This is a genomic window from Mixta mediterraneensis, assembly GCF_014946725.1.
In the GTDB taxonomy this organism is placed as follows: Bacteria; Pseudomonadota; Gammaproteobacteria; order Enterobacterales; family Enterobacteriaceae; genus Pantoea; species Pantoea mediterraneensis.
This window is the reverse complement of sequence record NZ_JACFXY010000006.1, coordinates 198,959-222,674: the sequence shown is the minus strand read 5'-3', so window position 1 is coordinate 222,674 and position 23,716 is coordinate 198,959. Positions and strand designations below refer to the sequence as shown.

Annotated in this window: 23 protein-coding genes; 20 read left to right on the top strand and 3 right to left on the bottom strand. The window is 52.4% G+C overall.

Going from position 1 to position 23,716, the window contains the following annotated elements; genetic code table 11:
* Positions 1-38 precede the first annotated feature (38 nt).
* The 3 genes from H2P46_RS13085 to flgJ are packed head-to-tail and all read left to right on the top strand — an operon-like array spanning position 39 to position 2,812.
* On the top strand, positions 39-749 hold the full coding sequence (locus H2P46_RS13085) for a flagellar basal body L-ring protein FlgH (RefSeq protein ID WP_193405465.1): 711 nt from the start codon (positions 39-41) through the stop codon (positions 747-749).
* 9 nt (positions 750-758) lie between these two features.
* On the top strand, positions 759-1,868 hold the full coding sequence (locus tag H2P46_RS13080; protein ID WP_193405464.1) for a flagellar basal body P-ring protein FlgI: 1,110 nt from the start codon (positions 759-761) through the stop codon (positions 1,866-1,868).
* Positions 1,868-2,812 (top strand): flagellar assembly peptidoglycan hydrolase FlgJ, encoded by a 945-nt coding sequence (gene flgJ / locus H2P46_RS13075; protein WP_193405463.1) that lies wholly within the window; start codon positions 1,868-1,870, stop codon positions 2,810-2,812. Before H2P46_RS13080 ends, flgJ begins: the two co-directional genes overlap by 1 nt.
* A 15-nt stretch (positions 2,813-2,827) precedes the next feature.
* Here the strand turns inward: flgJ and H2P46_RS22995 are convergent, their stop codons facing one another.
* Positions 2,828-2,965, bottom strand: a complete 138-nt coding sequence (locus H2P46_RS22995; protein WP_238939004.1) for a hypothetical protein — start codon at positions 2,963-2,965, stop codon at positions 2,828-2,830.
* Here H2P46_RS22995 and flgK point away from each other — a divergent pair.
* Positions 2,940-4,586 (top strand): flagellar hook-associated protein FlgK, encoded by a 1,647-nt coding sequence (flgK, locus tag H2P46_RS13070; RefSeq protein WP_193405462.1) that lies wholly within the window; start codon positions 2,940-2,942, stop codon positions 4,584-4,586. The genes H2P46_RS22995 and flgK overlap by 26 nt on opposite strands.
* A 14-nt stretch (positions 4,587-4,600) precedes the next feature.
* On the top strand, positions 4,601-5,566 hold the full coding sequence (flgL, locus tag H2P46_RS13065; RefSeq protein ID WP_193405461.1) for a flagellar hook-associated protein FlgL: 966 nt from the start codon (positions 4,601-4,603) through the stop codon (positions 5,564-5,566).
* A gap of 150 nt (positions 5,567-5,716) precedes the next feature.
* Here flgL and rne read toward each other — a convergent pair whose 3' ends face one another.
* Entirely contained in the window at positions 5,717-9,073 is a 3,357-nt protein-coding gene (gene rne / locus H2P46_RS13060; RefSeq protein ID WP_193405460.1) for a ribonuclease E, read from the bottom strand.
* 572 nt (positions 9,074-9,645) lie between these two features.
* Here rne and rluC point away from each other — a divergent pair.
* The gene (rluC, locus tag H2P46_RS13055) at positions 9,646-10,602 is read left to right on the top strand and encodes a 23S rRNA pseudouridine(955/2504/2580) synthase RluC (RefSeq protein WP_193405459.1); all 957 of its coding nucleotides are present in this window, start codon (positions 9,646-9,648) and stop codon (positions 10,600-10,602) included.
* Between the two features lie 11 nt (positions 10,603-10,613).
* Here the strand turns inward: rluC and H2P46_RS13050 are convergent, their stop codons facing one another.
* A complete protein-coding gene (locus tag H2P46_RS13050; protein ID WP_193405458.1) occupies positions 10,614-11,201 on the bottom strand; it encodes a Maf family protein in 588 nt (195 codons plus the stop codon).
* A 140-nt stretch (positions 11,202-11,341) separates the two neighbouring features.
* Between H2P46_RS13050 and yceD the strand changes: the two genes are divergently transcribed.
* The 14 genes from yceD to ptsG all read left to right on the top strand — a co-directional run bounded on the left by yceD (position 11,342) and on the right by ptsG (position 23,530).
* Complete coding sequence (gene yceD / locus H2P46_RS13045) at positions 11,342-11,863, top strand: 23S rRNA accumulation protein YceD (RefSeq protein WP_193405457.1); 522 nt, start codon at positions 11,342-11,344, stop codon at positions 11,861-11,863.
* Positions 11,864-11,877: 14 nt separating this feature from the next.
* Entirely contained in the window at positions 11,878-12,048 is a 171-nt protein-coding gene (gene rpmF / locus H2P46_RS13040) for a 50S ribosomal protein L32 (protein ID WP_193405456.1), read from the top strand.
* A 24-nt stretch (positions 12,049-12,072) separates the two neighbouring features.
* Positions 12,073-13,113, top strand: a complete 1,041-nt coding sequence (gene plsX, locus H2P46_RS13035) for a phosphate acyltransferase PlsX (protein ID WP_193405455.1) — start codon at positions 12,073-12,075, stop codon at positions 13,111-13,113.
* Positions 13,114-14,067 (top strand): beta-ketoacyl-ACP synthase III, encoded by a 954-nt coding sequence (locus H2P46_RS13030; RefSeq protein WP_193405454.1) that lies wholly within the window; start codon positions 13,114-13,116, stop codon positions 14,065-14,067. It abuts the gene before it with no gap.
* A gap of 17 nt (positions 14,068-14,084) precedes the next feature.
* Complete coding sequence (gene fabD / locus H2P46_RS13025; RefSeq protein ID WP_193405453.1) at positions 14,085-15,017, top strand: ACP S-malonyltransferase; 933 nt, start codon at positions 14,085-14,087, stop codon at positions 15,015-15,017.
* 10 nt (positions 15,018-15,027) lie between these two features.
* Positions 15,028-15,762: a 3-oxoacyl-ACP reductase FabG gene (gene fabG / locus H2P46_RS13020; protein WP_193405452.1), complete on the top strand. Its 735-nt coding sequence runs from the start codon at positions 15,028-15,030 to the stop codon at positions 15,760-15,762.
* Positions 15,763-15,915: 153 nt separating this feature from the next.
* Positions 15,916-16,152 carry an acyl carrier protein gene (gene acpP, locus H2P46_RS13015; RefSeq protein ID WP_193405451.1) on the top strand — a complete coding sequence of 79 codons (237 nt, stop codon included), beginning with the start codon at positions 15,916-15,918 and terminating at the stop codon, positions 16,150-16,152.
* A gap of 84 nt (positions 16,153-16,236) precedes the next feature.
* On the top strand, positions 16,237-17,478 hold the full coding sequence (fabF, locus tag H2P46_RS13010; protein ID WP_193405450.1) for a beta-ketoacyl-ACP synthase II: 1,242 nt from the start codon (positions 16,237-16,239) through the stop codon (positions 17,476-17,478).
* A gap of 116 nt (positions 17,479-17,594) precedes the next feature.
* Positions 17,595-18,407, top strand: a complete 813-nt coding sequence (gene pabC / locus H2P46_RS13005; RefSeq protein WP_193405449.1) for an aminodeoxychorismate lyase — start codon at positions 17,595-17,597, stop codon at positions 18,405-18,407.
* Positions 18,404-19,423 (top strand): endolytic transglycosylase MltG, encoded by a 1,020-nt coding sequence (gene mltG / locus H2P46_RS13000; protein ID WP_193405448.1) that lies wholly within the window; start codon positions 18,404-18,406, stop codon positions 19,421-19,423. Before pabC ends, mltG begins: the two co-directional genes overlap by 4 nt.
* Positions 19,413-20,048: a dTMP kinase gene (gene tmk, locus H2P46_RS12995; RefSeq protein ID WP_193405447.1), complete on the top strand. Its 636-nt coding sequence runs from the start codon at positions 19,413-19,415 to the stop codon at positions 20,046-20,048. The genes mltG and tmk overlap by 11 nt, the downstream gene beginning before the upstream one ends.
* Positions 20,045-21,034 carry a DNA polymerase III subunit delta' gene (gene holB, locus H2P46_RS12990; protein ID WP_193405446.1) on the top strand — a complete coding sequence of 330 codons (990 nt, stop codon included), beginning with the start codon at positions 20,045-20,047 and terminating at the stop codon, positions 21,032-21,034. The genes tmk and holB overlap by 4 nt, the downstream gene beginning before the upstream one ends.
* Positions 21,035-21,051: 17 nt before the next feature.
* Positions 21,052-21,843 carry a metal-dependent hydrolase gene (locus H2P46_RS12985; protein ID WP_193405445.1) on the top strand — a complete coding sequence of 264 codons (792 nt, stop codon included), beginning with the start codon at positions 21,052-21,054 and terminating at the stop codon, positions 21,841-21,843.
* A 283-nt stretch (positions 21,844-22,126) separates the two neighbouring features.
* Positions 22,127-23,530: a PTS glucose transporter subunit IIBC gene (ptsG, locus tag H2P46_RS12980; RefSeq protein WP_193405444.1), complete on the top strand. Its 1,404-nt coding sequence runs from the start codon at positions 22,127-22,129 to the stop codon at positions 23,528-23,530.
* The last annotated feature ends 186 nt before the right edge of the window (positions 23,531-23,716 follow it).

The following is a 23,716-nucleotide window of genomic DNA, read 5'->3' as shown; positions in this document are numbered from 1 at the left end:
CTGGCCTGAAGAACAGACAGAGATAAGGTCGTAATTCCGTGGCGAAGCAACAGATTCTCAAGCCTGGACATTGGTTAGTAGCCACGCTGCTGCTGACTGTTAACGGTTGTGCGTTAGTGCCGCGCACACCGCTGGTAGAAGGAGCGACCACAGCTCAGCCGCTGCCGTCGGCGCCGCCAGTGGTCAACGGCTCCATTTTCCAGGGTGTTGCACCACTCAACTATGGCTACCAGCCGCTGTTTGAGGATCGTCGCCCGCGTAACATTGGCGATACCTTAACCATTACGTTGCAGGAAAATGTTAGTGCCAGTAAAAGTTCCTCTGCCAATGCCAGCCGTGACGGCAGCAACAGCTTTGGCTTAAGCACCGTGCCAACCGCACTGACGGGTCTGGTGGGGGCCAGTGGAGAAAAAGCGAACCTTGGAATGGAAGGTAAAAATGATTTCGCAGGGAAAGGTGGCGCATCAGCGAATAACACCTTTACCGGCACGATTACCGTCACTGTGGATCAGGTGTTATCAAACGGCAACCTCCATGTAGTGGGTGAAAAACAGATCGCCATTAATCAGGGCACCGAGTTTATTCGCTTCTCGGGCGTAGTGAATCCACGCACGATCAGCGCCAGTAACGCAGTGTTGTCAACGGCGGTCGCCGATGCACGTATTGAGTACGTCGGTAACGGGTATATCAATGAAGCGCAGACTATGGGTTGGCTGCAACGCTTCTTCTTAAATATCTCGCCGATGTAAGAGGTTACGATGAAAAAGTTAACGCTTCTGCGTTTCGGTCTGTGCCTGTTGCTGGGTGTAAGCCTGCTGGCTCAGGCCGATCGTATCCGCGATCTGACCACAGTACAGGGCGTTCGTGACAACCAGCTGCTGGGTTACGGTTTGGTGGTGGGTCTTGATGGCACAGGTGACCAGACCACGCAAACCCCATTCACTACGCAAACGGTGAATAACATGCTTTCGCAGCTGGGCATTACCGTACCAACCGGCACCAATATGCAGTTGAAAAACGTTGCGGCGGTGATGGTAACGGCAAAGTTGCCTGCTTTTGCGCGTCAGGGGCAGACGCTGGATGTGGTGGTGTCATCGCTGGGGAATGCCAAGAGTTTGCGCGGCGGCACGCTGCTGATGACGCCCATGAAAGGCGTTGATAACCAGGTTTATGCACTGGCGCAGGGCAACATTCTGGTTGGCGGCGCGGGTGCCGCGGCGGGCGGCAGCAGCGTTCAGGTTAATCAGCTGAACGGCGGACGCATTACCGGCGGAGCCACGGTGGAACGAGAACTGCAGAGCAATTTTGGTTCTCAGAACACCATCAACCTGCAGCTGAATAGTGAAGATTTTTCCATGGCACAGCGCATTGCTGATGCGATCAACACGCGCGGCGGTTATGGCGCAGCGCAACCGCTGGATGCACGTACCGTACAGGTACGTGTATCACCAAACAACGGTGCGCAGGTGCGTCTGCTGGCTGAGATTCAAAATATCGATGTGGCAATCCCCATCGAAGACGCCAAAGTCATTATCAACTCACGTACTGGTTCTGTGGTCATGAACCGCGAAGTGACGCTGGATACCTGTGCGGTAGCGCAGGGCAATCTGTCGGTAACGGTGAACCAGCAGCAAAACGTCAGCCAGCCGGACACACCTTTTGCGGGTGGTCAAACGGTGGTTACGCCGCAAACGCAGATCGATCTGCGTCAGAGCGGCGGCGCGTTGCAACGCGTCAGCGCCAGCGCCAGTCTGAACAGTGTGGTGCGCGCACTGAATGCGCTGGGTGCCTCGCCTATCGAGCTGATGTCAATTTTGCAATCGATGCAGAGCGCCGGTTGTCTGCGCGCCAAACTGGAAATTATCTAATGGCTGATACCCCAATGCTGATGAACGCGGCTTACGACAGCCGCTCATTAAACGAACTGAAGCGCCAGGCGAGCAGTGATCCCAAAGGCAAAGCCCTGCAGGTTGCTCGTCAGGTTGAGGGCATGTTCGTACAGATGATGCTAAAAAGCATGCGTGAAGCGTTGCCGCAGGATGGCCTGTTAAGTAATGACCAGACCCGGCTTTATACCTCGCTTTACGATCAGCAACTGGGGCAGGAGATAGGTAAACGCGGGCTTGGACTGGCGGAGACCATTGTCAAACAAATGCAACCCGCCAAAGCACCGGACGAACGCGCCGGAACCGTGCCGATGAAGCTGGACAACAGCTTTATTCTGAGTACCGTTGCGCCAGCGCAGCAGCTGGAGCAAATCGTGCGTAAGGCGATGCCGCGCCTGCCGGTGTCGCCCGCTCATTTGCCCAGCGACAGCAGTGAGTTTATCGCCCAGCTGGCACAACCCGCGCAGGCTGCCAGCCAGCAAAGCGGTATTCCTCATCACCTTATTCTGGCGCAGGCAGCGCTGGAGTCGGGCTGGGGCCAGCGTCAAATTCTCACCCGTGATGGCAAACCGAGTTACAACGTATTTGGTATCAAAGCCAGCGGCGACTGGAAAGGCGAAACCACCGATATTATGACCACGGAATATGAAGGGGGAGAGGCGAAGAAAGTGCGCGCCAGTTTCCGCGTCTATAGCTCCTATTTCGAAGCGTTAACCGATTACGTCAAACTGATCGCTAATAACCCACGTTATGCCGCTGTTGCCAACGCGCAAAGTGCAGAACAGGGTGCGCAGGCGCTACAGGCTGCTGGTTATGCTACCGATCCGAAATATGCACAAAAATTAGTAGGAATGATCCAGCAATTCAAAAGCATGGGCGAAAAAGTGGTGAAGGCGTATAGCCAGAATTTAAATGATTTGTTCTGATTTTTGCCTCAAGTTTCACTTAAGCACGCCGATAATATCATCATAAGCCAGGGAGCGTTTCCGCATGCTGGCACCCATATTGATGACTGCCAGCCCGGTTAACGGACGGGAAATGTAAGGAACCGAAATGTCCAGCATAATTAACTCTGCCATGAGCGGATTGAGTGCCGCACAGGCTGCATTAAGTACCACCAGTAATAACATTACTAATTACACCGTCGCGGGTTATTCACGGCAGACCACTATTCTGGCGCAGGCCAACAGTACGTTACAGGGCAGCAGCTATTACGGAAATGGGGTGAATGTTACCGGCGTACAGCGCGAGTATGATACTTTTATCACCGCGCAGCTACGTGGTTCCAGCGCGTCTTATAGTGCGGTAAATAGCCAATACAGCCAAATTTCGAATATTGACGATCTTCTGTCCACATCGACCACCAGCCTTTCCGATTCTATTCAGAGTTTTTTTACTAACCTGCAAAACGTAGTCAGTAACGCGGACGATCCTTCGGCACGCCAGTCCATGCTGAGCGATGCACAGGGCCTGGTGAACCAGTTCCAGTCTTATTCGCAATATCTGACCAATATGCAAAACAGCGTCAACACTGACGTAGCGTCCAGCGTTGATCAAATTAATACCTACACTTCGCAGATTGCCGATCTGAATAAACAAATCGCCAAACTGACAACCAGCAACGGCGATGCACCGAATAACCTGCTCGATCAGCGCGATCAGTTGGTTAATGACCTGAACGATGTTGTCGGCGTAACCGTTTCACAGCAGGATGGCGGCTATGTGGTGTCGATGGCTAATGGCCTGACGCTGGTCAATGGCAGCAAAACAAATACGCTGGTGGCGATGAGCTCCAGTAGCGATCCAACGCGTACTACCGTGGGCTATGTCGATAACATGGCCGGGAATGTTGAGATCCCGGAAAAGCTGCTCACCACTGGCTCGTTAGGAGGAGTGCTGGCTTTCCGCTCGCAGAATTTGGACCTGGTGCAGAACCAGCTGGGTCAGCTCGCCGCAGCTTTTACCACCAGTTTTAACGCAGTGCACAAAGAAGGCTACGACAGCAACGGCGATCAGGGGGGCGATTTCTTCAACATTGGCAGCCCGTCGGTACTCAGCAACAGTAAAAATAGCCAGCCAGGCGCGACCGTGACGGCAACGTGGACCGACAGTAGCGCACTGAAAGCGGCGAATTACACCGTAAGCTATGACGGCAGCAACTGGACCGCGACACGCACCTCCGACAATGTGAAGGTCAGTATCACCCAGGATACCGACGACGAAGGTAATACCACGCTGAGTTTTGATGGCCTGCAATTGACCGTTGACGGCACGCCTGCGGCCAAAGACAGTTTTCTGGTGAAGCCCGTGCAGAATGTGATTGGTGGCATGTCGGTGGCCATTACCGATGAATCACAGATTGCCGCTGCCGCTGCGACCGGCGGCGAAAGCGACAACCGCAACGCGCAAAAGCTGCTGGATCTGCAGGATGCGAATCTGGTGAACGGTAACGCGACGCTATCGCAGGCGTATGCCAGCATTGTCAGCACCGTAGGCAACAAAACCAGCTCTCTGGAAACGGCCAGCACCACGCAGGAAAGCGTGGTAAATCAGCTGACCGATCGCCAGCAATCCGTTTCCGGCGTTAACCTTGATGAAGAGTACGCCAACCTGACTAAATATCAGCAATATTACATGGCGAATGCGCAAGTACTGCAAACCGCCAGCGCCATTTTTGATGCCTTGATGAGCATCCGCTAAGGACGGAGGACAGTATGCGTATTAGTACAAATATGATCTTTAACCAGCAGGTTCGCGGGATTACCGATTCGCAATCTTCCTGGCTGAAAGTTGGCGCGCAGCTTGCCAGTGGTCGCCGGGTCACTAACCCGTCTGATGATCCGATTGCGGCTTCACGTGCGGTGGTGCTCTCGCAGGCTCAGGCGCAAAGCAGTCAGTATGCTCAGGCACGCGTTTTCGCCAGTCAGGGGTTGTCGCTGGAAGAAAACGTCCTGAGTGGCGTAACCAGCAGTATCCAGGATGCCCAAACGCTGATTGTTAACGGCTCAACCGGTACGCTGAGTGACGATGACCGGGGTTCGATAGCCACTCAGTTAGAGGGCATCCGTGCACAATTACTTAATCAGGCGAACAGCCAGGATGGTAATGGACGCTATATCTTTGCCGGTTATAAAACAGACAGCGCACCGTTTGTTGATGATGCGAGCACGGGCGTGTCTTATGTGGGCGGTACCGACGCGATCACGCAAAAAGTTGACAGCAGCCGTACTATGACAGTTGGCCATACGGGCGATGGCATTTTTATGGCAATTACCGGCAACGCCACGGCAGAACCAGATGGCAGCGCCAGTGAAACTAACCTGTTCGCCATGCTGGACAGTGCAATTGCTGCGCTGAAAACCCCACAGGAAAATGCCGATGAGACGACTAAACAGGCCTTCCAGGATGCAATGGATAAAACCAACCGTGGCCTGAGTAATTCTCTGAACAATGTATTAAGCGTGCGCTCCAGCATTGGCTCGCAGCTGTCTGAACTTGATACGTTGGATGCCCAGGGCGACGATCGGGACCTGATTTACAGTACCCAAATGAGTAGTATGGTGGATGTTGATTACGCTGAAACCATTTCCAGCTATACCATGCAGCAAACCGCGCTGCAGGCAGCATATAAAACCTTTACGGATATGTCCCAGTTATCGCTATTCAAGCTGAATGCTTAAACTGACCCGCAAATTTGAGCAGACTTAAACCGGGTGTGCTCAGTTTCTTCCACCTTCTTCACAAGAGCAGGTGGAATTTTTTTGTCTGCTTTTAGCAGAAATAAAAAACCCCGGTACAAGACCGGGGTGAGACAGTAGCAGCGCAGATGCTTATGGCTTAGTCGCAGGTGCCGTTGCCTGATGCGTTGCGCTGTGACCGCCAGCAGAGCCTTTACCGTCAAACTGGTACGGAGAACGTGTCCAGTCGCTATGACGAACCGGCTCTGGCTGCCAGGCTGGTGCCGGTGCTTTGGTCATCGTCGCGGAGGCAAAATGCTTCCAGCGAGTGCCATCGTCTGGCACGGCTTGCGGTGCGATGTCACGCGCGGCAACGGGAGCATGTGGTTCGCTGACTGGCATAACCGCCGTTTCCGCTGCAACTGGCGCGTTCAGCACTTCTTCGACCTGTGCTTCCGTTTCCGGGCTCACTTCAATTGCAGACTGCGCTGCAACTTCAGTTGGCTGCTCGTTAACCGGTGCAGCGATCTCAACAGGTTTCTCAATAGCAGGCTCAGACACGTCGGCTGTTGGCTGAACCATAGCTTGATCCTGTTGAACGGCGGGTTCATCAGTGACCGGCGCAGCGGGTTCAGCCTGCTCAGCGATGGCCTCTGCTTTGGCTTCTGCTGCGGCTGGAATCACTGATGGCTCTTCGTTCACAGGAGCTTCAATCGCCGTTGTGTCATCGGTATTTACGATAGTGACCGGCGTTTCAGCTACAGGTTCAGCCTGATGCACGGATGTTTCCTGCGCAACAGGGGTTTCAACAGCAGCAGTAGGCAGGGCGACAGCTGCCGCGGTTTCCTGACGGCTGTAATCCGGCGCTTCATTTAATGCGTCCTGCGTTGCCAGCTCTTCATTTGCCTGGCTAACCGGATAGCGCACCCAAACTTTACCTGACGCCATTTCTGGTGAAGCTGCAGCAGATGTTAACGGCATAGCAGACTGTGTTGGATAACGCTCATCACGATAGCGACGGCGACGTTGTCCACTGACGCGCAGATGACGTGGCGAGCGACGTGAGCGGCGTGGCATATTGGCGCTGTCACGACCTTCATTCTCGTCCTGCTGCTCTTCAACCGGCGTCGCAACAGCCTGTGGCATTTCAATAACCGGCTGCGCCTGACGCGCTTCTTCTGGCTTAGCAGTCACGTCGATCTGTTCCTGCGGCGGCTGGTTCGCATCGTCTACACGTATTTTCTGTGACAGTTGGCGCTGCTTACGACGCGGCATAACCTGTACGCGCTCATCTTCCTGCACTTCCGGCGTTTCAACCACGTTAACGGGTACGGTCTCAGCCGCTTTGCTCGCCTCCTGCTGGGCTCGCTTCTCTTCCTGACGACGACGCTGGCGCTCAGCACGTTGCTCACGACGCTGTTGCTGCTGCTCGTCACGCTGCTGGCGAGCTTCATCGCTCAGTACAGTGTTACGATCATCGCGTGTCTCGTTCTGTGTCGGTTGACGCTTGTTGCGGCGATTTTCACCAGTGGTATCACGCGGCTCACGATTTTCACGCGGTTCGCGATTTTCGCGTGGTCCACGGTTATCACGGGCTTGCGCATTATCACCGTTACGCGGCGTCCGCTCGCGGCGATTATTGTTGCGACGATTGTTACGACGCTCGCCACGCTGGTTCTCACTTTCTTCTTCCTGAGGCTTTTTCGGCTCGGTCTGGGCAGCGACAGGGGCAGCGGTCGGTGCTTCTTCACCTGCAAACAGCTTCTTCAGTCCACCAAACAGACGACCCAGGAAACCGGTGCTGGCTGCTGCGTTCGCTGTGGTTTTCGGGGTAGGTTTTGCCGCCGGTTTCGCTTCAGCTTTTGGTGCTTCAGGGGCAACTTCGACAGGCGCCGGTGGGGCATCAGGCATTACAAAAGCGGCCAGCGCAGGCTGCTCAGGACGACGACGTTCCGCATGCTCTTCTTCAGACGGCATCGCCATTTCTGCTTCATGCAGTTTTGGCAGGTGATAGCTGAGGGTTTGCGTTTCTTCACCGTTACGCACGCGTAACACCGAATAGTGCGGCGTCTCCATGCGGTCATCTGGCACGATTACCGCGCGGACACCGCCCTGGCGTTTCTCGATCGCATTGACGGCTTCACGTTTTTCGTTCAGCAGGTAAGAAGCGACCTGAACCGGCACAATCGCGTGGACTTCTTTAGTGTTGTCTTTCAGGGCTTCTTCTTCAATCAGACGCAGAATAGACAATGACAGCGACTCGTTATCACGGATGGTGCCGGTGCCGCTACAGCGTGGGCACACGTGATGACTGGATTCGCCAAGCGACGGACTCAGACGCTGACGGGACATTTCCAGCAGGCCGAAGCGCGAAATATGGCTAATCTGAATACGTGCGCGACCCTGGCGAACCGCCTCACGCAGACGATTTTCTACCGCGCGCTGATGGCGAACCGGTGTCATATCAATAAAGTCGATAACTATCAGCCCACCGAGGTCACGCAGACGTAACTGACGCGCAATTTCATCCGCCGCTTCCAGGTTGGTATTAAACGCCGTTTCTTCGATGTCGCCACCGCGAGTGGCACGGGCGGAGTTAATATCAATCGCAGTCAACGCTTCGGTGCTGTCAATGACAATTGAGCCCCCTGATGGCAGGCGGACTTCGCGCTGGAAGGCGGACTCAATCTGCGACTCGATTTGATAATGGCTGAACAGCGGAATCTCACCGGTGTACAGTTTGATTTTGCTGCTGAAGTCGGGGCGACCGAGAGCAGCGATGTGCTGTCGCGCCAGTTCCAGAACTTTAGGATTGTCGATGAGGATCTCGCCAATGTCCTGGCGGAGATAATCACGGAAAGCGCGCACAATCACATTGCTTTCCTGATGAATCAGAAACGGAGCAGGACGACTTTCAGCGGCTTTCTTGATCGCTTCCCAGTGTTTGAGGCGGAAGCTGAGATCCCACTGCAGTGATTCGGCGGATTTGCCTACGCCCGCCGTACGAACGATCAACCCCATCCCTTCCGGTAATTCCAGAGCGGATAACGCTTCTTTTAGCTCGGTACGGTCATCACCTTCGATACGACGTGAAATGCCACCCGCGCGAGGATTATTCGGCATCAGCACCAGATAGCTACCTGCCAGAGAGATAAAGGTGGTCAGCGCTGCGCCTTTATTGCCACGCTCTTCTTTATCGATCTGAACAATGACTTCCTGGCCTTCACGTAATACGTCCTTGATGTTTGGACGGCCATGCGCGTTGTAATTGGCTGGAAAGTTTTCGCGGGAAATTTCTTTCAGAGGGAGGAAACCGTGACGTTCTGCGCCGTAATCGACAAACGCAGCTTCGAGACTGGGTTCAATGCGGGTGATTTTACCTTTGTAGATGTTGGCTTTTTTCTGTTCGTGGCCTGGACTTTCAATATCCAGATCGTACAGACGTTGTCCGTCAACCAGGGCAACGCGCAACTCCTCCTGCTGAGTTGCGTTAATTAACATTCTTTTCATCGTGACTTACTCGTTATTCTTTCATGAGTGATTAAAGCTGCGGGCATAGTTACCCTGGACGAGTATCAACCGATGGCCCCGTGACTTAGTGCAATGTCGTCAACCTCACGGTTATCGACCGCGCGAGGGGCGCAAATAACGTCGGTGGCCTGTTTTTCATAAGGAAAAACAGCACCAGATAGTGGAAATGCCAGAGAGAATTTGAAAACCCGTGCATCCCAAACTGCTGTCCAGGCCGCAACCCGCAGCCCGCTAAGTACCTGATTTTGCATTACGTCTTACGCCATTGCTGCGTGTTTGCTCAATCCGGTAAAATAACTAATTTCGCTTTTTCCTGTCCGGAAACGGTTCAGGTAAGAAACTTAAGCATTATTCCATTGCTAACCTTCATATAGCAAGGCGACTTTAATCGCCTGGGAAAGTTTCTTTACATTTACCGCGCTAATAGAGTGGGTGACAGGACGTATCGTAGAAAAAGTCAGCGTCCGTGTCGCTTAAGTCAGCAATACGCAAAGAGTTAAGCACAGAAAAAGGTGTGGCGCTATCTAAGGACACTATTTAGAATCGCCGCCATGAAAACAGAGAATCCTGGCGTACAGCTTGTCGCCATCACGGCTGAAAATGCCGGTCAACGAATCGATAACTTTTTACGCACGCAACTGAAGGGTGTGCCAAAAAGCATGATTTATCGCATCGTGCGTAAAGGCGAGGTGCGGGTAAATAAAAAACGCATCAAACCGGAATATAAACTGGAAGAGGGCGATGAAGTTCGTATTCAGCCGGTACGGGTGGCGGAACGAGATGATGAGGCCGTTTCGCCTAAGCTGGCGAAAGTGGCGTCTTTAGCCGATGCCATTTTGTATGAAGATGATTATCTTTTGGTGTTGAATAAACCTTCAGGCACGGCCGTGCATGGTGGCAGTGGCCTGAATTTTGGTGTCATTGAAGGCTTACGCGCCTTGCGCCCGGAGGCCCGTTTCCTTGAACTGGTCCACCGTCTTGATCGTGATACCTCCGGTATTTTATTGGTCGCCAAGAAACGCTCGGCGTTGCGCTCTTTACATGAGCAATTGCGTGAAAAGGGGATGCAAAAGGATTATTTGGCGCTGGTGCGCGGCAACTGGCCTTCACATCTTAAAGTCGTACAGGCTCCGCTGCTGAAGAATATTTTGCAGAGCGGCGAGCGTGTCGTGCGTGTCAGCGCAGAGGGAAAGCCATCGGAAACACGGTTTAAGGTAGAAGAGCGTTTTGCATTTGCCACCCTGGTGAAAGCAAGCCCGGTCACCGGACGAACGCACCAGATTCGCGTCCATACGCTGCATGCCGGACATCCCATCGCTTTTGACGACCGTTACGGTGAACGAAACTTTGATGACCAGCTTGCACCGACCGGTTTAAAACGTCTGTTTTTGCACGCTGCGGCATTGACGTTTACCCATCCTGGCACCGGAGAGATGATGCGAATGGAAGCGCCGTTAGACGAGGGACTGAAACGTTGCTTACAGAAGTTGCGCCAGCAAAAAAGCTGACGCGCTGCGCCTCAACCTGCTAACGGGTTGAGGCCGACTTCTCGCAACATACCGTTAAGCGCAATCAACGGTAACCCAATCAGTGTATTGGGATCGCGGCCCTCTAATCTGTCAAATAAGCAAATTCCCAGCCCTTCACTTTTAAAACTGCCTGCACACTCAAATGGCTGTTCTTTCTCTATATAGTTTGCAATTTCATCATCGCTTAAATGACGAAAATGCACGGTAAACGGCTCACAACATTGCCTTAAATAGCGGCTGCTGTGATGATAAAGCGCTAACCCGGTATAAAAAGTAACGCTGTTGCCGCTGGCGGCACGCAATTGCGCCTGGGCATTTTCAATCATATGCGGCTTGCCGGTAATTTTCCCCTCTAATACACAAACCTGATCGGATCCGATAATCCAGTGCTCTGGATATTTTTCAGCTTGTGCCTGCGCTTTAGCAACGGCAAGGCGCGTAACCAGCCTTTCTGCCGTTTCATCCGGGAAAGCGGTCTCATCAACCTGCGGTGAATCAGTAATAAAAGGCAGGCCGAATTTCGTTAATAACGCCCGACGATATGGCGAGGTTGAAGCTAAAAGAATCGATGCCGTCATTTTTTTTCAATATTGATAGCGAATTGGTGACAGTCATTTTAAACTGTGCGCCGCACTGGATGCGAATAGTGGTTGAAAGATGCTGTTAAACGGCCTTTTTCTTTGACTCTATGACATTACAAAGTTAATATGCGCGCCCTATGCAAAAGGTAAAATTACCCCTAACGCTGGACCCTGTCCGCACCGCTCAAAAACGCCTTGATTATCAAGGTGTGTACACGCCTGAACAGGTGGAGCGCGTGGCCGAGTCGGTCGTTAGTGTGGACAGTGATGTAGATTGCTCCATGTCGTTTGCGGTTGACAGCCAACGTCTGGCTGTGCTGACAGGTACGGCTGATGTTCAAGTGACGTTACGCTGCCAGCGCTGCAATCAGGTGTTTCCGCACCATGTCCACGTAAGCTATTGCTTTAGTCCTGTCTCTTCTGAAGAGCAGGCCGAAGCGTTGCCGGAAGCGTACGAACCGGTCGATGTCAACGAATACGGTGAAATTGACCTGTTGGCGGTTATTGAGGATGAAGTGATCCTCGCGCTGCCTGTCGTTCCGGTGCATGATTCTGAACACTGTGAAGTGTCCGAGGCGGACATGGTCTTTGGTAAATTGCCTGCAGAGGCGGAAAAACCAAACCCATTTGCCGTATTAGCCAGTTTAAAGCGTAAGTAATAGGAGTAAGGTCCATGGCCGTACAACAGAATAAACCCACCCGTTCTAAGCGTGGCATGCGTCGTTCGCACGATGCGCTGACCACCACCACTCTGTCAGTAGATAAAGTTTCCGGCGAAACTCATCTGCGTCACCATATCACTGCGGATGGTTACTACCGCGGTCGCAAGGTTACCGTTAAATAAGACTTGCGCTTAGCAAGGCATACCTTGACACGTTTGACCCTGGCGATTGATGCCATGGGCGGGGACTTCGGTCCTTGCGTGACAGTGCCTGCAGCATTGCAGGCACTGGCCTCTCATTCGCAACTACATCTTCTTCTGGTCGGAAATCCCGACACCTTCACGCCATTGCTTGCCAAAGCGGATTCCTCTTTACTGGGGCGTTTGCAGGTTATCCCTGCCGAATCGGTTATTGCAAGTGATGCACGACCCGCTCAAGCCATCCGTAACAGTCGCGGCAGTTCGATGCGTGTTGCGCTGGAGCTGGTAAAAGAGGGACGGGCACAAGCCTGCATCAGTGCCGGTAATACCGGTGCTTTGATGGGGTTATCAAAAATGCTGTTGAAGCCGCTGGATGGTATTGAGCGACCCGCGTTAATGTCTGTGCTGCCCCACCAGCAGCAGGGCAAAACGGTGATATTAGATTTAGGTGCCAATATTAATTCGGACAGCGTAATGCTGGTGCAGTTTGCGGTGATGGGCGCAGTCATGGCGGAAGAGGTGCTTGGCATTGTAAAACCGCGCGTGGCGCTTCTCAATATTGGTCAGGAAGAGACCAAGGGGCTTGAAAGTATTCGCGAAGCAGCCGCAACCCTGAGAGAATCTCCATACATCAACTATATTGGTTACCTTGAAGGTAACGATCTGCTTACCGGCAAAACGGATGTGCTGGTGTGTGATGGTTTCGTTGGCAACGTGACGTTGAAGACGATGGAAGGCGTGGTAAGAATGTTCCTTTCGCTGCTGAAATCATCAGGGGAAGGTAAAAAACGGTCATGGTGGTTGAAATTGCTGGGACGTTGGGTACAAAAACGTCTGGCGAGGCGCTTTGGCCATCTCAACCCCGACCAGTACAATGGCGCTTGTCTGTTAGGATTGCGCGGAACAGTGATCAAAAGCCATGGCGCAGCCAATCAATGCGCGTTCGCTGTGGCGATAGAACAGGCAGAGCAGGCGGTGCGGCGGCAAGTTCCTGAACGAATTGCCGCGCGCCTTGACGCTGTATTAGCCAGGAGTGACAAAGCCTAGATGTTTACCAAAATTATCGGTACGGGCAGTTATTTGCCCAGCCAGGTCCGCACAAATGCCGATCTGGAAAAAATGGTAGAGACTTCGGACGAGTGGATTGTTACCCGTACCGGTATCCGTGAACGCCGCATTGCCGCGCCGGATGAAACCGTCGCAACCATGGGTTCACAAGCCGCGCAGCGCGCGCTTGAAATGGCCGGTATCGACGCCAGTGACGTGGGACTGATTATTGTTGCTACTACCTCATCCAGTCATGCTTTCCCCAGTTCAGCCTGTATGATTCAGCAAATGCTGGACATTAAAGATTGTGCAGCCTTTGACCTTGCGGCGGCTTGTGCGGGTTTCACTTACGCTTTAAGCGTTGCCGATCAGTACATTAAAAATGGTGCGGTTAAGCATGCGCTGGTCATTGGTGCCGACGTTCTTGCACGTACGCTGGATCCTAACGATCGTGGCACTATTATCCTGTTTGGCGATGGTGCGGGCGCGGTGGTGCTTGGTCAGAGCGAAGAACAAGGCATCATTTCGACGCATCTGCACGCAGATGGGCGTTATGCCCAGTTGCTGACGCTACCTTATCAGGATCGGGCGCAGCAGGATCAGCCCGCTTACCTTACCATGGCGGGCAACGAAGTCTTTAAAGTCGCCGTGACTGAGCTGGCGCATATCGTTGACGAAACGCTGCAGGCCAATAATCTCGATCGCGAAATGCTCGACTGGCTGGTGCCCCATCAGGCAAATCTTCGCATTATTAGCGCAACGGCAAAAAAACTGGGCATGACCATGGATAAAGTGGTTGTAACCTTGGATCGCCACGGTAATACCTCAGCGGCTTCTGTGCCTGGCGCATTAGATGAAGCCGTACGCGATGGCCGTATCAAACGCGGACAATTGATTCTGCTGGAGGCTTTTGGCGGTGGTTTCACCTGGGGTTCAGCGCTGGTTCGCTTTTGATTGAAAGGAATTTGGAAATGACGCAATTTGCTTTTGTTTTCCCAGGCCAGGGTTCGCAGGCCGTGGGCATGTTGACCGAGCTGGCCGCGGCTTATCCGCAGGTAGAAGAGACTTTCCGCGAGGCGTCTGACGCGCTGGGTTACGACCTGTGGCAGCTGGTCAGCCAGGGTCCGGCTGAAGCACTGAATAAAACCTGGCAAACCCAGCCAGCGTTGTTGGCATCATCCGTAGCAATCTATCGCGTATGGCAGCAGCAGGGCGGTGAACAACCCGTTCTGATGGCAGGCCACAGCCTGGGCGAATATTCTGCGCTGGTTTGTGCCGGCGTGTTGACGTTTGCTGATGCTATCAAACTGGTTGAGCTGCGCGGCAAACTGATGCAGGAAGCGGTGCCGGAAGGAACCGGGGCGATGCAAGCCATCATTGGGCTGGATGATGCGTCTATTCGTAAAGCATGCGAAGAAAGTGCGCAAGGTCAGGTGGTCTCGCCGGTCAACTTTAACTCGCCGGGACAGGTGGTTATTGCGGGTAATAAAGACGCTGTCGAACGTGCTGGCGCGGCTTGTAAAGCTGCAGGCGCGAAGCGCGCGTTGCCGTTACCGGTCAGTGTGCCTTCTCATTGCGCGTTGATGAAGCCTGCCGCTGACAAGCTGGCCGTTGCGCTGGAAAAATTGACGTTCAGTGCACCTGCTGTACCAGTCATTAACAACGTTGATGTTAAAGCTGAATCGGATACCGCTGCGATCCGCCATGCATTAGTGCGCCAGCTTTATAGCCCGGTACGCTGGACGGAAAGCGTTGAGGCAATGGCGGCTCAAGGCGTTACGCAATTGCTGGAAATGGGTCCAGGTAAAGTACTGACCGGTTTGACTAAACGTATTGTTGATAGCCTGACCGCAGCCGCTGTTAACGATCCTGCTTCGTTAAAAGCGGCTCTGGAACAGGAATAAGAGGGATAATATGAGTTTTGAAGGTAAAGTTGCGCTGGTCACCGGCGCGAGTCGCGGCATTGGTCGTTCAATTGCGGAAACACTGGCGGCACGGGGTGCCAAAGTTGTGGGAACCGCAACCAGCCAAAGCGGCGCCGATGCTATTAGCGCTTACCTGGGTAACAACGGTAAAGGTTTGATGCTGAACGTGACAGACGCCGCATCGATCGATAGCGTTTTAGAGAAAATTCGCGCTGAATTTGGCGAAGTGGACATTTTAGTCAATAATGCAGGCATTACGCGTGATAATCTGCTGATGCGCATGAAAGACGATGAGTGGCAGGATATTCTTGATACTAACCTCTCTTCCGTCTTCCGTCTTTCTAAGGCGGTTTTGCGTGCCATGATGAAAAAACGCGTGGGGCGTATCATCACCATCGGTTCTGTTGTTGGAACCATGGGTAACGCGGGCCAGGCAAACTACGCGGCAGCCAAAGCGGGTTTGATTGGCTTTAGCAAATCACTGGCGCGCGAAATCGCGTCACGTGGCATTACAGTCAACGTCGTGGCACCGGGCTTTATCGAAACGGACATGACGCGGGCGCTGAATGAAGATCAACGTTCTGGCATTTTGGCGGAAGTACCCGCGGGTCGCTTAGGCGAAGCGCAAGAAATCGCCAATGCTGTTGCATTTTTAGCCTCTGACGAAGCTGCGTACATCACGGGTGAGACGCTGCACGTCAACGGCGGTATGTACATGGTGTGATAATCACGAAATCATTTGCATTATTTGCGGTAAAAACCGCAAAATAGCGTAAAATCGTGGTTTGACCAGCCGGGATTTTGTTGCATCTTTTTCAACATTTTATACACTACGAAAACCATCGCGAAAGCGAGTTTTGATAGGAAATTAAATAGTATGAGCGATATCGAACAACGCGTTAAGAAAATCATTGGTGAGCAGCTGGGTGTGAAAGAGGAAGAAGTGACCCACTCTGCATCTTTCGTAGAAGACCTGGGTGCTGATTCTCTTGATACCGTTGAGCTGGTAATGGCTCTGGAAGAAGAGTTTGATACTGAAATTCCAGACGAAGAAGCTGAGAAAATCACTACCGTTCAGGCAGCGATCGATTATATCAATAGCCATAAAGGCTAATGAATACCGTCAGGCGGTCATTCGACCGCCTGAGTATTATGTTTGTCCCACATAGTTCTTATTTCCCCTCCCTGGAGGACGAACGTGTCTAAGCGTCGTGTAGTTGTGACCGGTCTTGGCATGTTGTCTCCTGTCGGCAATACCGTAGAGTCTACCTGGAGTGCTCTCCTTGCCGGTCAGAGCGGCATTAACCTGATCGATCATTTTGATACTAGTGCCTACGCAACACGCTTTGCAGGCTTAGTGAGAAATTTCAATTGTGATGATTTCATCGCGCGCAAAGATCAGCGCAAGATGGATGAGTTCATCCAATATGGCGTTGTTGCTGGCATTCAGGCCATGCATGACAGCGGTTTAGTCATAACCGATGAAAATGCAGGTCGTGTTGGGGCGGCAATTGGTTCCGGTATCGGTGGCCTGGGGTTAATTGAAGATAACCACACTTCACTGGTCAACGGCGGCCCGCGTAAAATCAGCCCGTTCTTTGTGCCTTCAACCATCGTAAACATGGTGGCAGGACATTTAACCATCATGTATGGCCTGAAAGGTCCTAGCATCTCTATCGCGACGGCATGTACTTCTGGCGTGCATAATATCGGTCATGCTGCGCGTATTATCGCGTATAACGATGCTGACGTTATGCTGGCTGGCGGTGCTGAAAAGGCCAGTACTCCTTTGGGTGTTGGTGGATTTGGCGCGGCGCGTGCGCTCTCTACCCATAACGAAAATCCACAAGCGGCTAGCCGCCCATGGGATAAAGATCGTGACGGGTTCGTGCTGGGCGACGGTGCTGGCATCGTTGTTCTGGAAGAGTATGAGCACGCGAAGAAGCGTGGCGCAAAAATTTATGCGGAAGTGGTTGGTTTTGGTATGAGCAGTGATGCTTATCACATGACTTCACCGCCAGAAGATGGCGCCGGTGCAGCAGCAGCTATGGTGAATGCACTGCGTGATGCGCAGCTTTCCCCAGCGCAAATCGGCTACGTTAACGCCCATGGCACGTCTACGCCAGCGGGTGACAAAGCGGAAGCGCAGGCCGTGAAATCAGTGTTTGGCGATGCAGCCAAAACGGTGATGGTTAGCTCAACTAAGTCAATGACAGGTCATTTGCTGGGAGCCGCAGGCGCCGTTGAGTCGATTTATTCGATTCTGGCATTACGCGACCAGGCTGTCCCCCCGACCATCAACCTTGATAGTCCGGATGAAGGCTGTGATCTCGATTTCATCCCGCATACCGCACGACAGGTGAGTGGCCTGGAATACACGTTGTGTAACTCCTTCGGTTTTGGTGGCACTAACGGTTCGCTGATTTTCCGTAAAGTATAACCGATGTGATTTGCTTAAAAGGCCCGCAATGCGGGCCTTTTTTATATTAAACACGTTCTGGCATTAATCATCACATCCAGGGATTAATTCAGAGCAGCAATGCAGCAGGTCGATAAATGTGGATTAATGGTATTGAACAAAATCAGCTTTCTGCCAACGATCGCGCTGTGCAGTTTGGTGATGGCTGTTTTACCACGGCAGCCGTACAAAACGGGAAAATTCTGTTAATCGAACAACATTTGCAGCGCTTAAAGGACACGTGTGAGCAGCTATGGCTTCCTGAGGTTGACTGGTCATTGCTCGAAAAAGAGATGCGCAGGGCTGCACAAAATCAGCAACAAGCGGTACTAAAAGTGGTGATTACCGCTGGCACTGGTGGACGAGGCTATAGCCGTACCGGTTGCGGCGAATCCACACGGATTATCTCGCTATCGCCATGGCCCCAGCACTATCTTCGCTTACAACAGCAGGGTGTAATGCTTGCTACCAGCCCGATTCGTTTAGCGCGAAACGCACAGTTTGCCGGACTTAAACACCTGAATCGACTTGAGCAGGTCATGATCCGCGCCCATCTTGCTCAGACTGATGCAGATGAGGCGCTGGTACTCGACACGCAAGGTCAGGTGGTAGAATGCTGTGCAGCCAATCTGTTCTGGCGCAAAGGTGACACCATATTAACGCCAGATTTATCAATGTCAGGCGTTAATGGAATTATGCGTCGCTACCTGATGATGCAGCTGGAGGCAGCAGGTTTGGCCTGTCAGGTGGTACAAAGCGAACCCGCAGAAATATTCGCTGCCGATGAAGTGGTTATATGTAACGCACTGATGCCGGTTTTACCGGTTCGACAGATCGATTCGGTGAACTTTACCGGGCGGAAATTGTTTAATCAGTTGCAGATGAGCTGTAAAAAATTGGAAGCAAAATGAGCCGAAGTAAAAAATTTTTCGTCGGAACAGTGGCGATTTTGGGCCTCGCCGCTGCCTTCAGTTACTGGCAGATAAAAGAACTCGCGTCGGCCCCTTTAATCATAAATCAGGAAACCATCTACACGCTCCCTGCGGGAACTGGACGCGTCGTGCTGGAAGCACAACTTGAAAGTCAGCATCTTATTCCTCGCAGTATCTGGTTTGGCCCGTTGCTTAAAGTTGAGCCGGAGCTGGCGTCCTTCAAAGCAGGCACTTATCGTCTGGAGCAGGGCATGACTGTGCGCAGCTTGCTGCAATTGCTGGCAAGCGGTAAAGAAGCGCAATTCCCTTTACGATTCGTTGAAGGCCAGCGGCTCAAAGAGTGGCTGAGTGAGTTACGCAAGGCGCCTTATATCAGGCACACGTTAAAAGACGATCAATTCGCCACCGTCGCCGCCAGCCTCAAGCTTGAACCGAACCAGCTGGAAGGCAGTTTCTTCCCGGATACGTATTTATATACCGCAAACACGGCCGATATAACGTTGCTTGAACGAGCCCATCAGCGGATGAGCACAACGGTTGATGCAGTCTGGAAAGAGCGGGCAGATAATCTGCCTTATAAGAACGAACAGGCTTTAGTCACTATGGCCTCAATGATTGAAAAAGAGACCGGCGTCAGCGAAGAACGCGCCCGCGTAGCATCGGTATTCATTAATCGCTTACGCATCGGCATGCGACTGCAAACCGATCCCACAGTCATTTATGGTATGGGTGATAATTATACGGGTACGCTGACGCGTAAAGATCTCGAAACGCCGACCGATTACAATACCTATATTATTAGCGGTTTGCCGCCGGGTCCGATTGCGATGCCAGGCAAAGCCTCATTAGAGGCTGCGGCGCATCCCGAAAAATCCAATTATCTGTACTTTGTTGCAGATGGCAAAGGTGGACATACTTTCACCACCAACCTCGCGAGTCATAATCGCGCCGTTCAGGCTTACCGGTTAGCGCTGAAGGAAAAAAATGAAAAGTAAATTTATCGTCATCGAAGGGCTTGAAGGCGCAGGCAAGACCACCGCACGCAACGCCATTGTCGAAACGCTGCGTGAAAGGGGCATCACAGATATTGTCTTTACTCGCGAGCCGGGCGGAACCCCACTGGCGGAGCAGCTGCGTGTGTTGGTTAAGCAAGGTATTGAAGGTGAACAAGTCACGGATAAAGCAGAACTCCTGATGCTCTATGCAGCCCGCGTGCAGCTGGTTGAAACCATTATAAAGCCTGCATTAACGCGTGGGGCCTGGGTAATTGGCGATCGTCACGACCTCTCTTCACAGGCTTATCAAGGTGGTGGCCGCGGTCTGGATACGCAACTGTTGCGTACCTTGCGTGATGCCGTACTGGGAGATTTTCGCCCCGATCTCACCTTATATTTAGACGTTACGCCGCAAATCGGTTTGCAACGAGCCCGCTCCCGTGGAGAGCTGGATCGCATCGAACAAGAATCGCTGCGATTCTTTGAACGCACGCGCGAACGCTACCTGACGTTAGCGGCTGAAGACGCGAATATTCTTACAGTGGACGCCACACAACCACTCGCTAATGTGACAGCGTCACTAAAAGCCGTGTTGTCCGCCTGGCTGGCGGAAAAGTCAGTATGAACTGGTATCCGTGGCTCAGTCAGCCCTATCGTCAGATCATTACCCAGCACCAGGACGGGCGCGGTCATCATGCACTGTTAATTCAGGCGATGAGTGGGCTGGGAGACGACGCGCTGGTCTGGGGGCTCAGCCGCTGGCTGATGTGCCAGCAGCGGGACGGTTTAAAAAGCTGTGGTCATTGTCATGGATGCCAGCTGATGCAGGCCAATACGCATCCCGACTGGTATCGGCTGGAAGCAGAAAAAGGTAAAAGCACGCTGGGCATCGATGCCGTACGGCAGGTAATCGAAAAAATTTATCATTTTGGTCAGCAGGGAGGCGCCAAAGTTGTCTGGCTGCCTGATGCCGCGCAATTAAGCGAAGCCGCAGCCAACGCCTTACTGAAAACACTGGAAGAGCCGCCTGCAAATAGCTGGTTCTTTCTGACAAGTCGTGAACCTTCGCGCTTACTGGCCACCTTACGCAGCCGCTGTATGACCTTACATTTGACGCCGCCAGATGAACGTCAAAGTTTACAATGGTTGAAAAAGCAGACAGCGCAAGGCGACGATTTATTATTAGCCGTGCTACGTCTGAGCGCGGGGGCGCCTGCAGCCGCGTTGACTTTACTTGAGCCAGCCAGTTTGCAGGCACGTCAAAAATTATTCGAGACGCTACCCGGCGCGCTGCAACAAGATATGTTGCAATTACTGCCAATACTGAATGCCGACGATGCGGCCGCACGCATTGGGTGGTTGCTGTCATTATTGTTAGACGCAATGAAATGGCAGCAAGGCGCAACGCAATGGTTAAGCAATGTTGACCACCAGGATGTGGTTGCACTGTTAGCGCAACATTTTTCTGCCAGTGCGCTAAATGCCAGCGCCCACGACTGGATGCAATGCCGGGAGCAGCTGTTACATGTAGCCGCGGTTAACCGCGAATTATTGTTAACCGATCGTTTACTGAGTTGGGCTGATAAACTTAAGCCTGCGTTGGTCGGCTAAACCGAAAGAGAAAAAATATGTTTATTGTGGATTCCCACTGCCATCTTGATGGCCTGGATTATGAAAAAAATCATCGCGACCTGGATGAGGTGATCGCTAAAGCCGCGGCGCGGGACGTGAAGTTTATGCTGGCCATCGCCACGACATTACCTGGCTTTTATACACTCAAAGAGCTGGTTGGCGATCGTGAAAACATTGCACTTTCCTGTGGCGTACACCCACTGAATCAGGAAGAAGCTTACGACGTTGACGAGTTTCGTCGTCTGGCTGCCGATCCGCGTGTGGTGGCATTAGGCGAAACCGGGTTGGATTATTATTACCAGCAAGAAACTAAAGCACAGCAGCAGCGTTCATTTCGCGAACACATCCGCACCGGTATTACGCTGAACAAACCCGTTATCGTTCATACGCGTGATGCCCGGGATGACACCTTAGCGATTCTGCGTGAAGAGCATGTTGAGCGCTGTGGCGGTGTATTACACTGCTTTACTGAAGATCAAGCCACGGCGGCAAAGTTACTGGATATGGGATTCTATATCTCCTTTTCCGGTATCGTGACCTTTCGTAACGCTGAACAACTACGCGAAGCGGCGCGCTATGTGCCCCTTGATCGCATGCTGGTCGAGACGGATTCGCCGTACCTTGCCCCGGTGCCGTTTCGTGGCAAAGAGAATCAGCCTGCTTATACCCGTGACGTAGCGGATTATCTTGCGGTATTGAAAGGTGTGGATATTGAAACGCTGGCGGAAACCACCACGAAAAACTTTTCCGACCTGTTTCATCTTCCACTGAATCGCTTAGGTTTCTGAATAGTTTATTTCAAATTCTGCTGTTAATCGCAGAGTAGCCATGCTGGCCTTGAATATGATGACAAGGCCAGCTTTTTTTCACTTATAATCCCACGCAAATCAGTCAGAAGTGCCTAAGTCACCGCTCCCCTTTCCGGAAGCGTGAGAACTATCAAAGTACGCATTGCTGGTTTATTTTACGTTTCGTAATAAATAACAAGGCGGATACCGCCGACGGGTAAAGAATCCTTCTCTTTACCACGCGCACCGCGCGACATGCACTTATACTCAGGAGCTTTACGCTATGTTCAAAAATGCTTTTGCCAACCTTCAAAAGGTCGGTAAATCGCTCATGCTTCCGGTATCGGTTCTGCCGATTGCCGGTATTTTACTAGGTGTCGGTTCGGCGAATTTCAGCTGGCTACCGGTCGTTGTTTCGCATGTGATGGCAGAAGCGGGTGGATCGGTGTTCGCCAATATGCCGCTGATTTTTGCTATCGGCGTTGCGGCGTTAGCAGCCGTGGTCGCCTATGGCATTATGGTAAAAACCCTGGCGGTGGTCGCTCCGCTGGTCCTGCATTTACCTGCGACAGAAATAGCAGCCAAACATCTTGCAGATACTGGCGTATTAGGCGGCATCATCGCTGGTTCAATCGCCGCATATATGTTCAACCGTTTTTACCGTATTAAACTGCCAGAATATCTGGGTTTCTTCGCCGGTAAACGTTTTGTACCGATAATCTCCGGTTTAACGGCCATCGTGCTGGGCGTAGTGCTGTCCTTTATCTGGCCGCCGGTAGGCGCTGCAATTCAGACCTTCTCGCAATGGGCGGCATACCAGAACCCGGTAGTGGCCTTTGGTATTTACGGCGTAGTTGAACGTTCACTGGTGCCATTTGGTTTGCACCATATCTGGAACGTGCCTTTCCAGATGCAAATTGGTGAATTTACCAACGCGGCGGGTCAGGTATTCCATGGCGACATTCCGCGTTATATGGCGGGTGACCCGACGGCAGGTAAGCTGTCTGGCGGCTTCCTGTTCAAAATGTATGGTTTGCCAGCGGCAGCCATTGCGATTTGGCATTCAGCCAAACCGGAAAATCGTGCCAAAGTGGGCGGCATCATGATCTCCGCCGCGCTGACCTCGTTCCTGACCGGCATCACCGAGCCGATCGAGTTCTCATTCATGTTCGTGGCGCCGATTCTGTATGGCATTCACGCTATTCTGGCGGGACTGGCATTTCCGGTTTGTATCCTGCTGGGTATGCGTGACGGCACAAGCTTTTCCCACGGTCTGATCGACTTTATCGTACTGAGCGGCAACAGCAGCAAAATCTGGTTGTTCCCGGTTATTGGGATTATCTACGGTTTGATTTACTACACCGTATTTCGCGTATTGATCGTTAAGCTGAATCTAAAAACGCCTGGCCGCGAAGAGACAGCGAATGAGCAATCTTCCGCTACGGACAGCGAAATGGCGGGTAAACTGGTCACGGCATTTGGTGGTAAAGGGAACATCACCAATCTTGATGCGTGTATTACCCGTTTACGTGTTAGCGTGACGGACGTGGCGAAAGTGAACCAGACGGAATTAAAAAGTCTCGGCGCGCGCGGCGTAGTGATTGCAGGTTCTGGTGTGCAGGCTATCTTCGGCACTAAATCCGATAATCTGAAAACCGATATGGATGACTATCTCCGCAACAGCTAAGAACCCTGACAGCCCCATCGGAGCGGGGTTTATCGTGGGTTGTATGGCCCCAGCCGAAAACGTAGATGGCTGGGGCGGCCGCTGTCGCTTTTTATTTATAAAACGCCGCTTCATTTTTTATGAGGCGTCATGCAATAAAATGACGGCCGTTAACACAAGCTGGAAGCTGGACCGAAAATCTGCTCT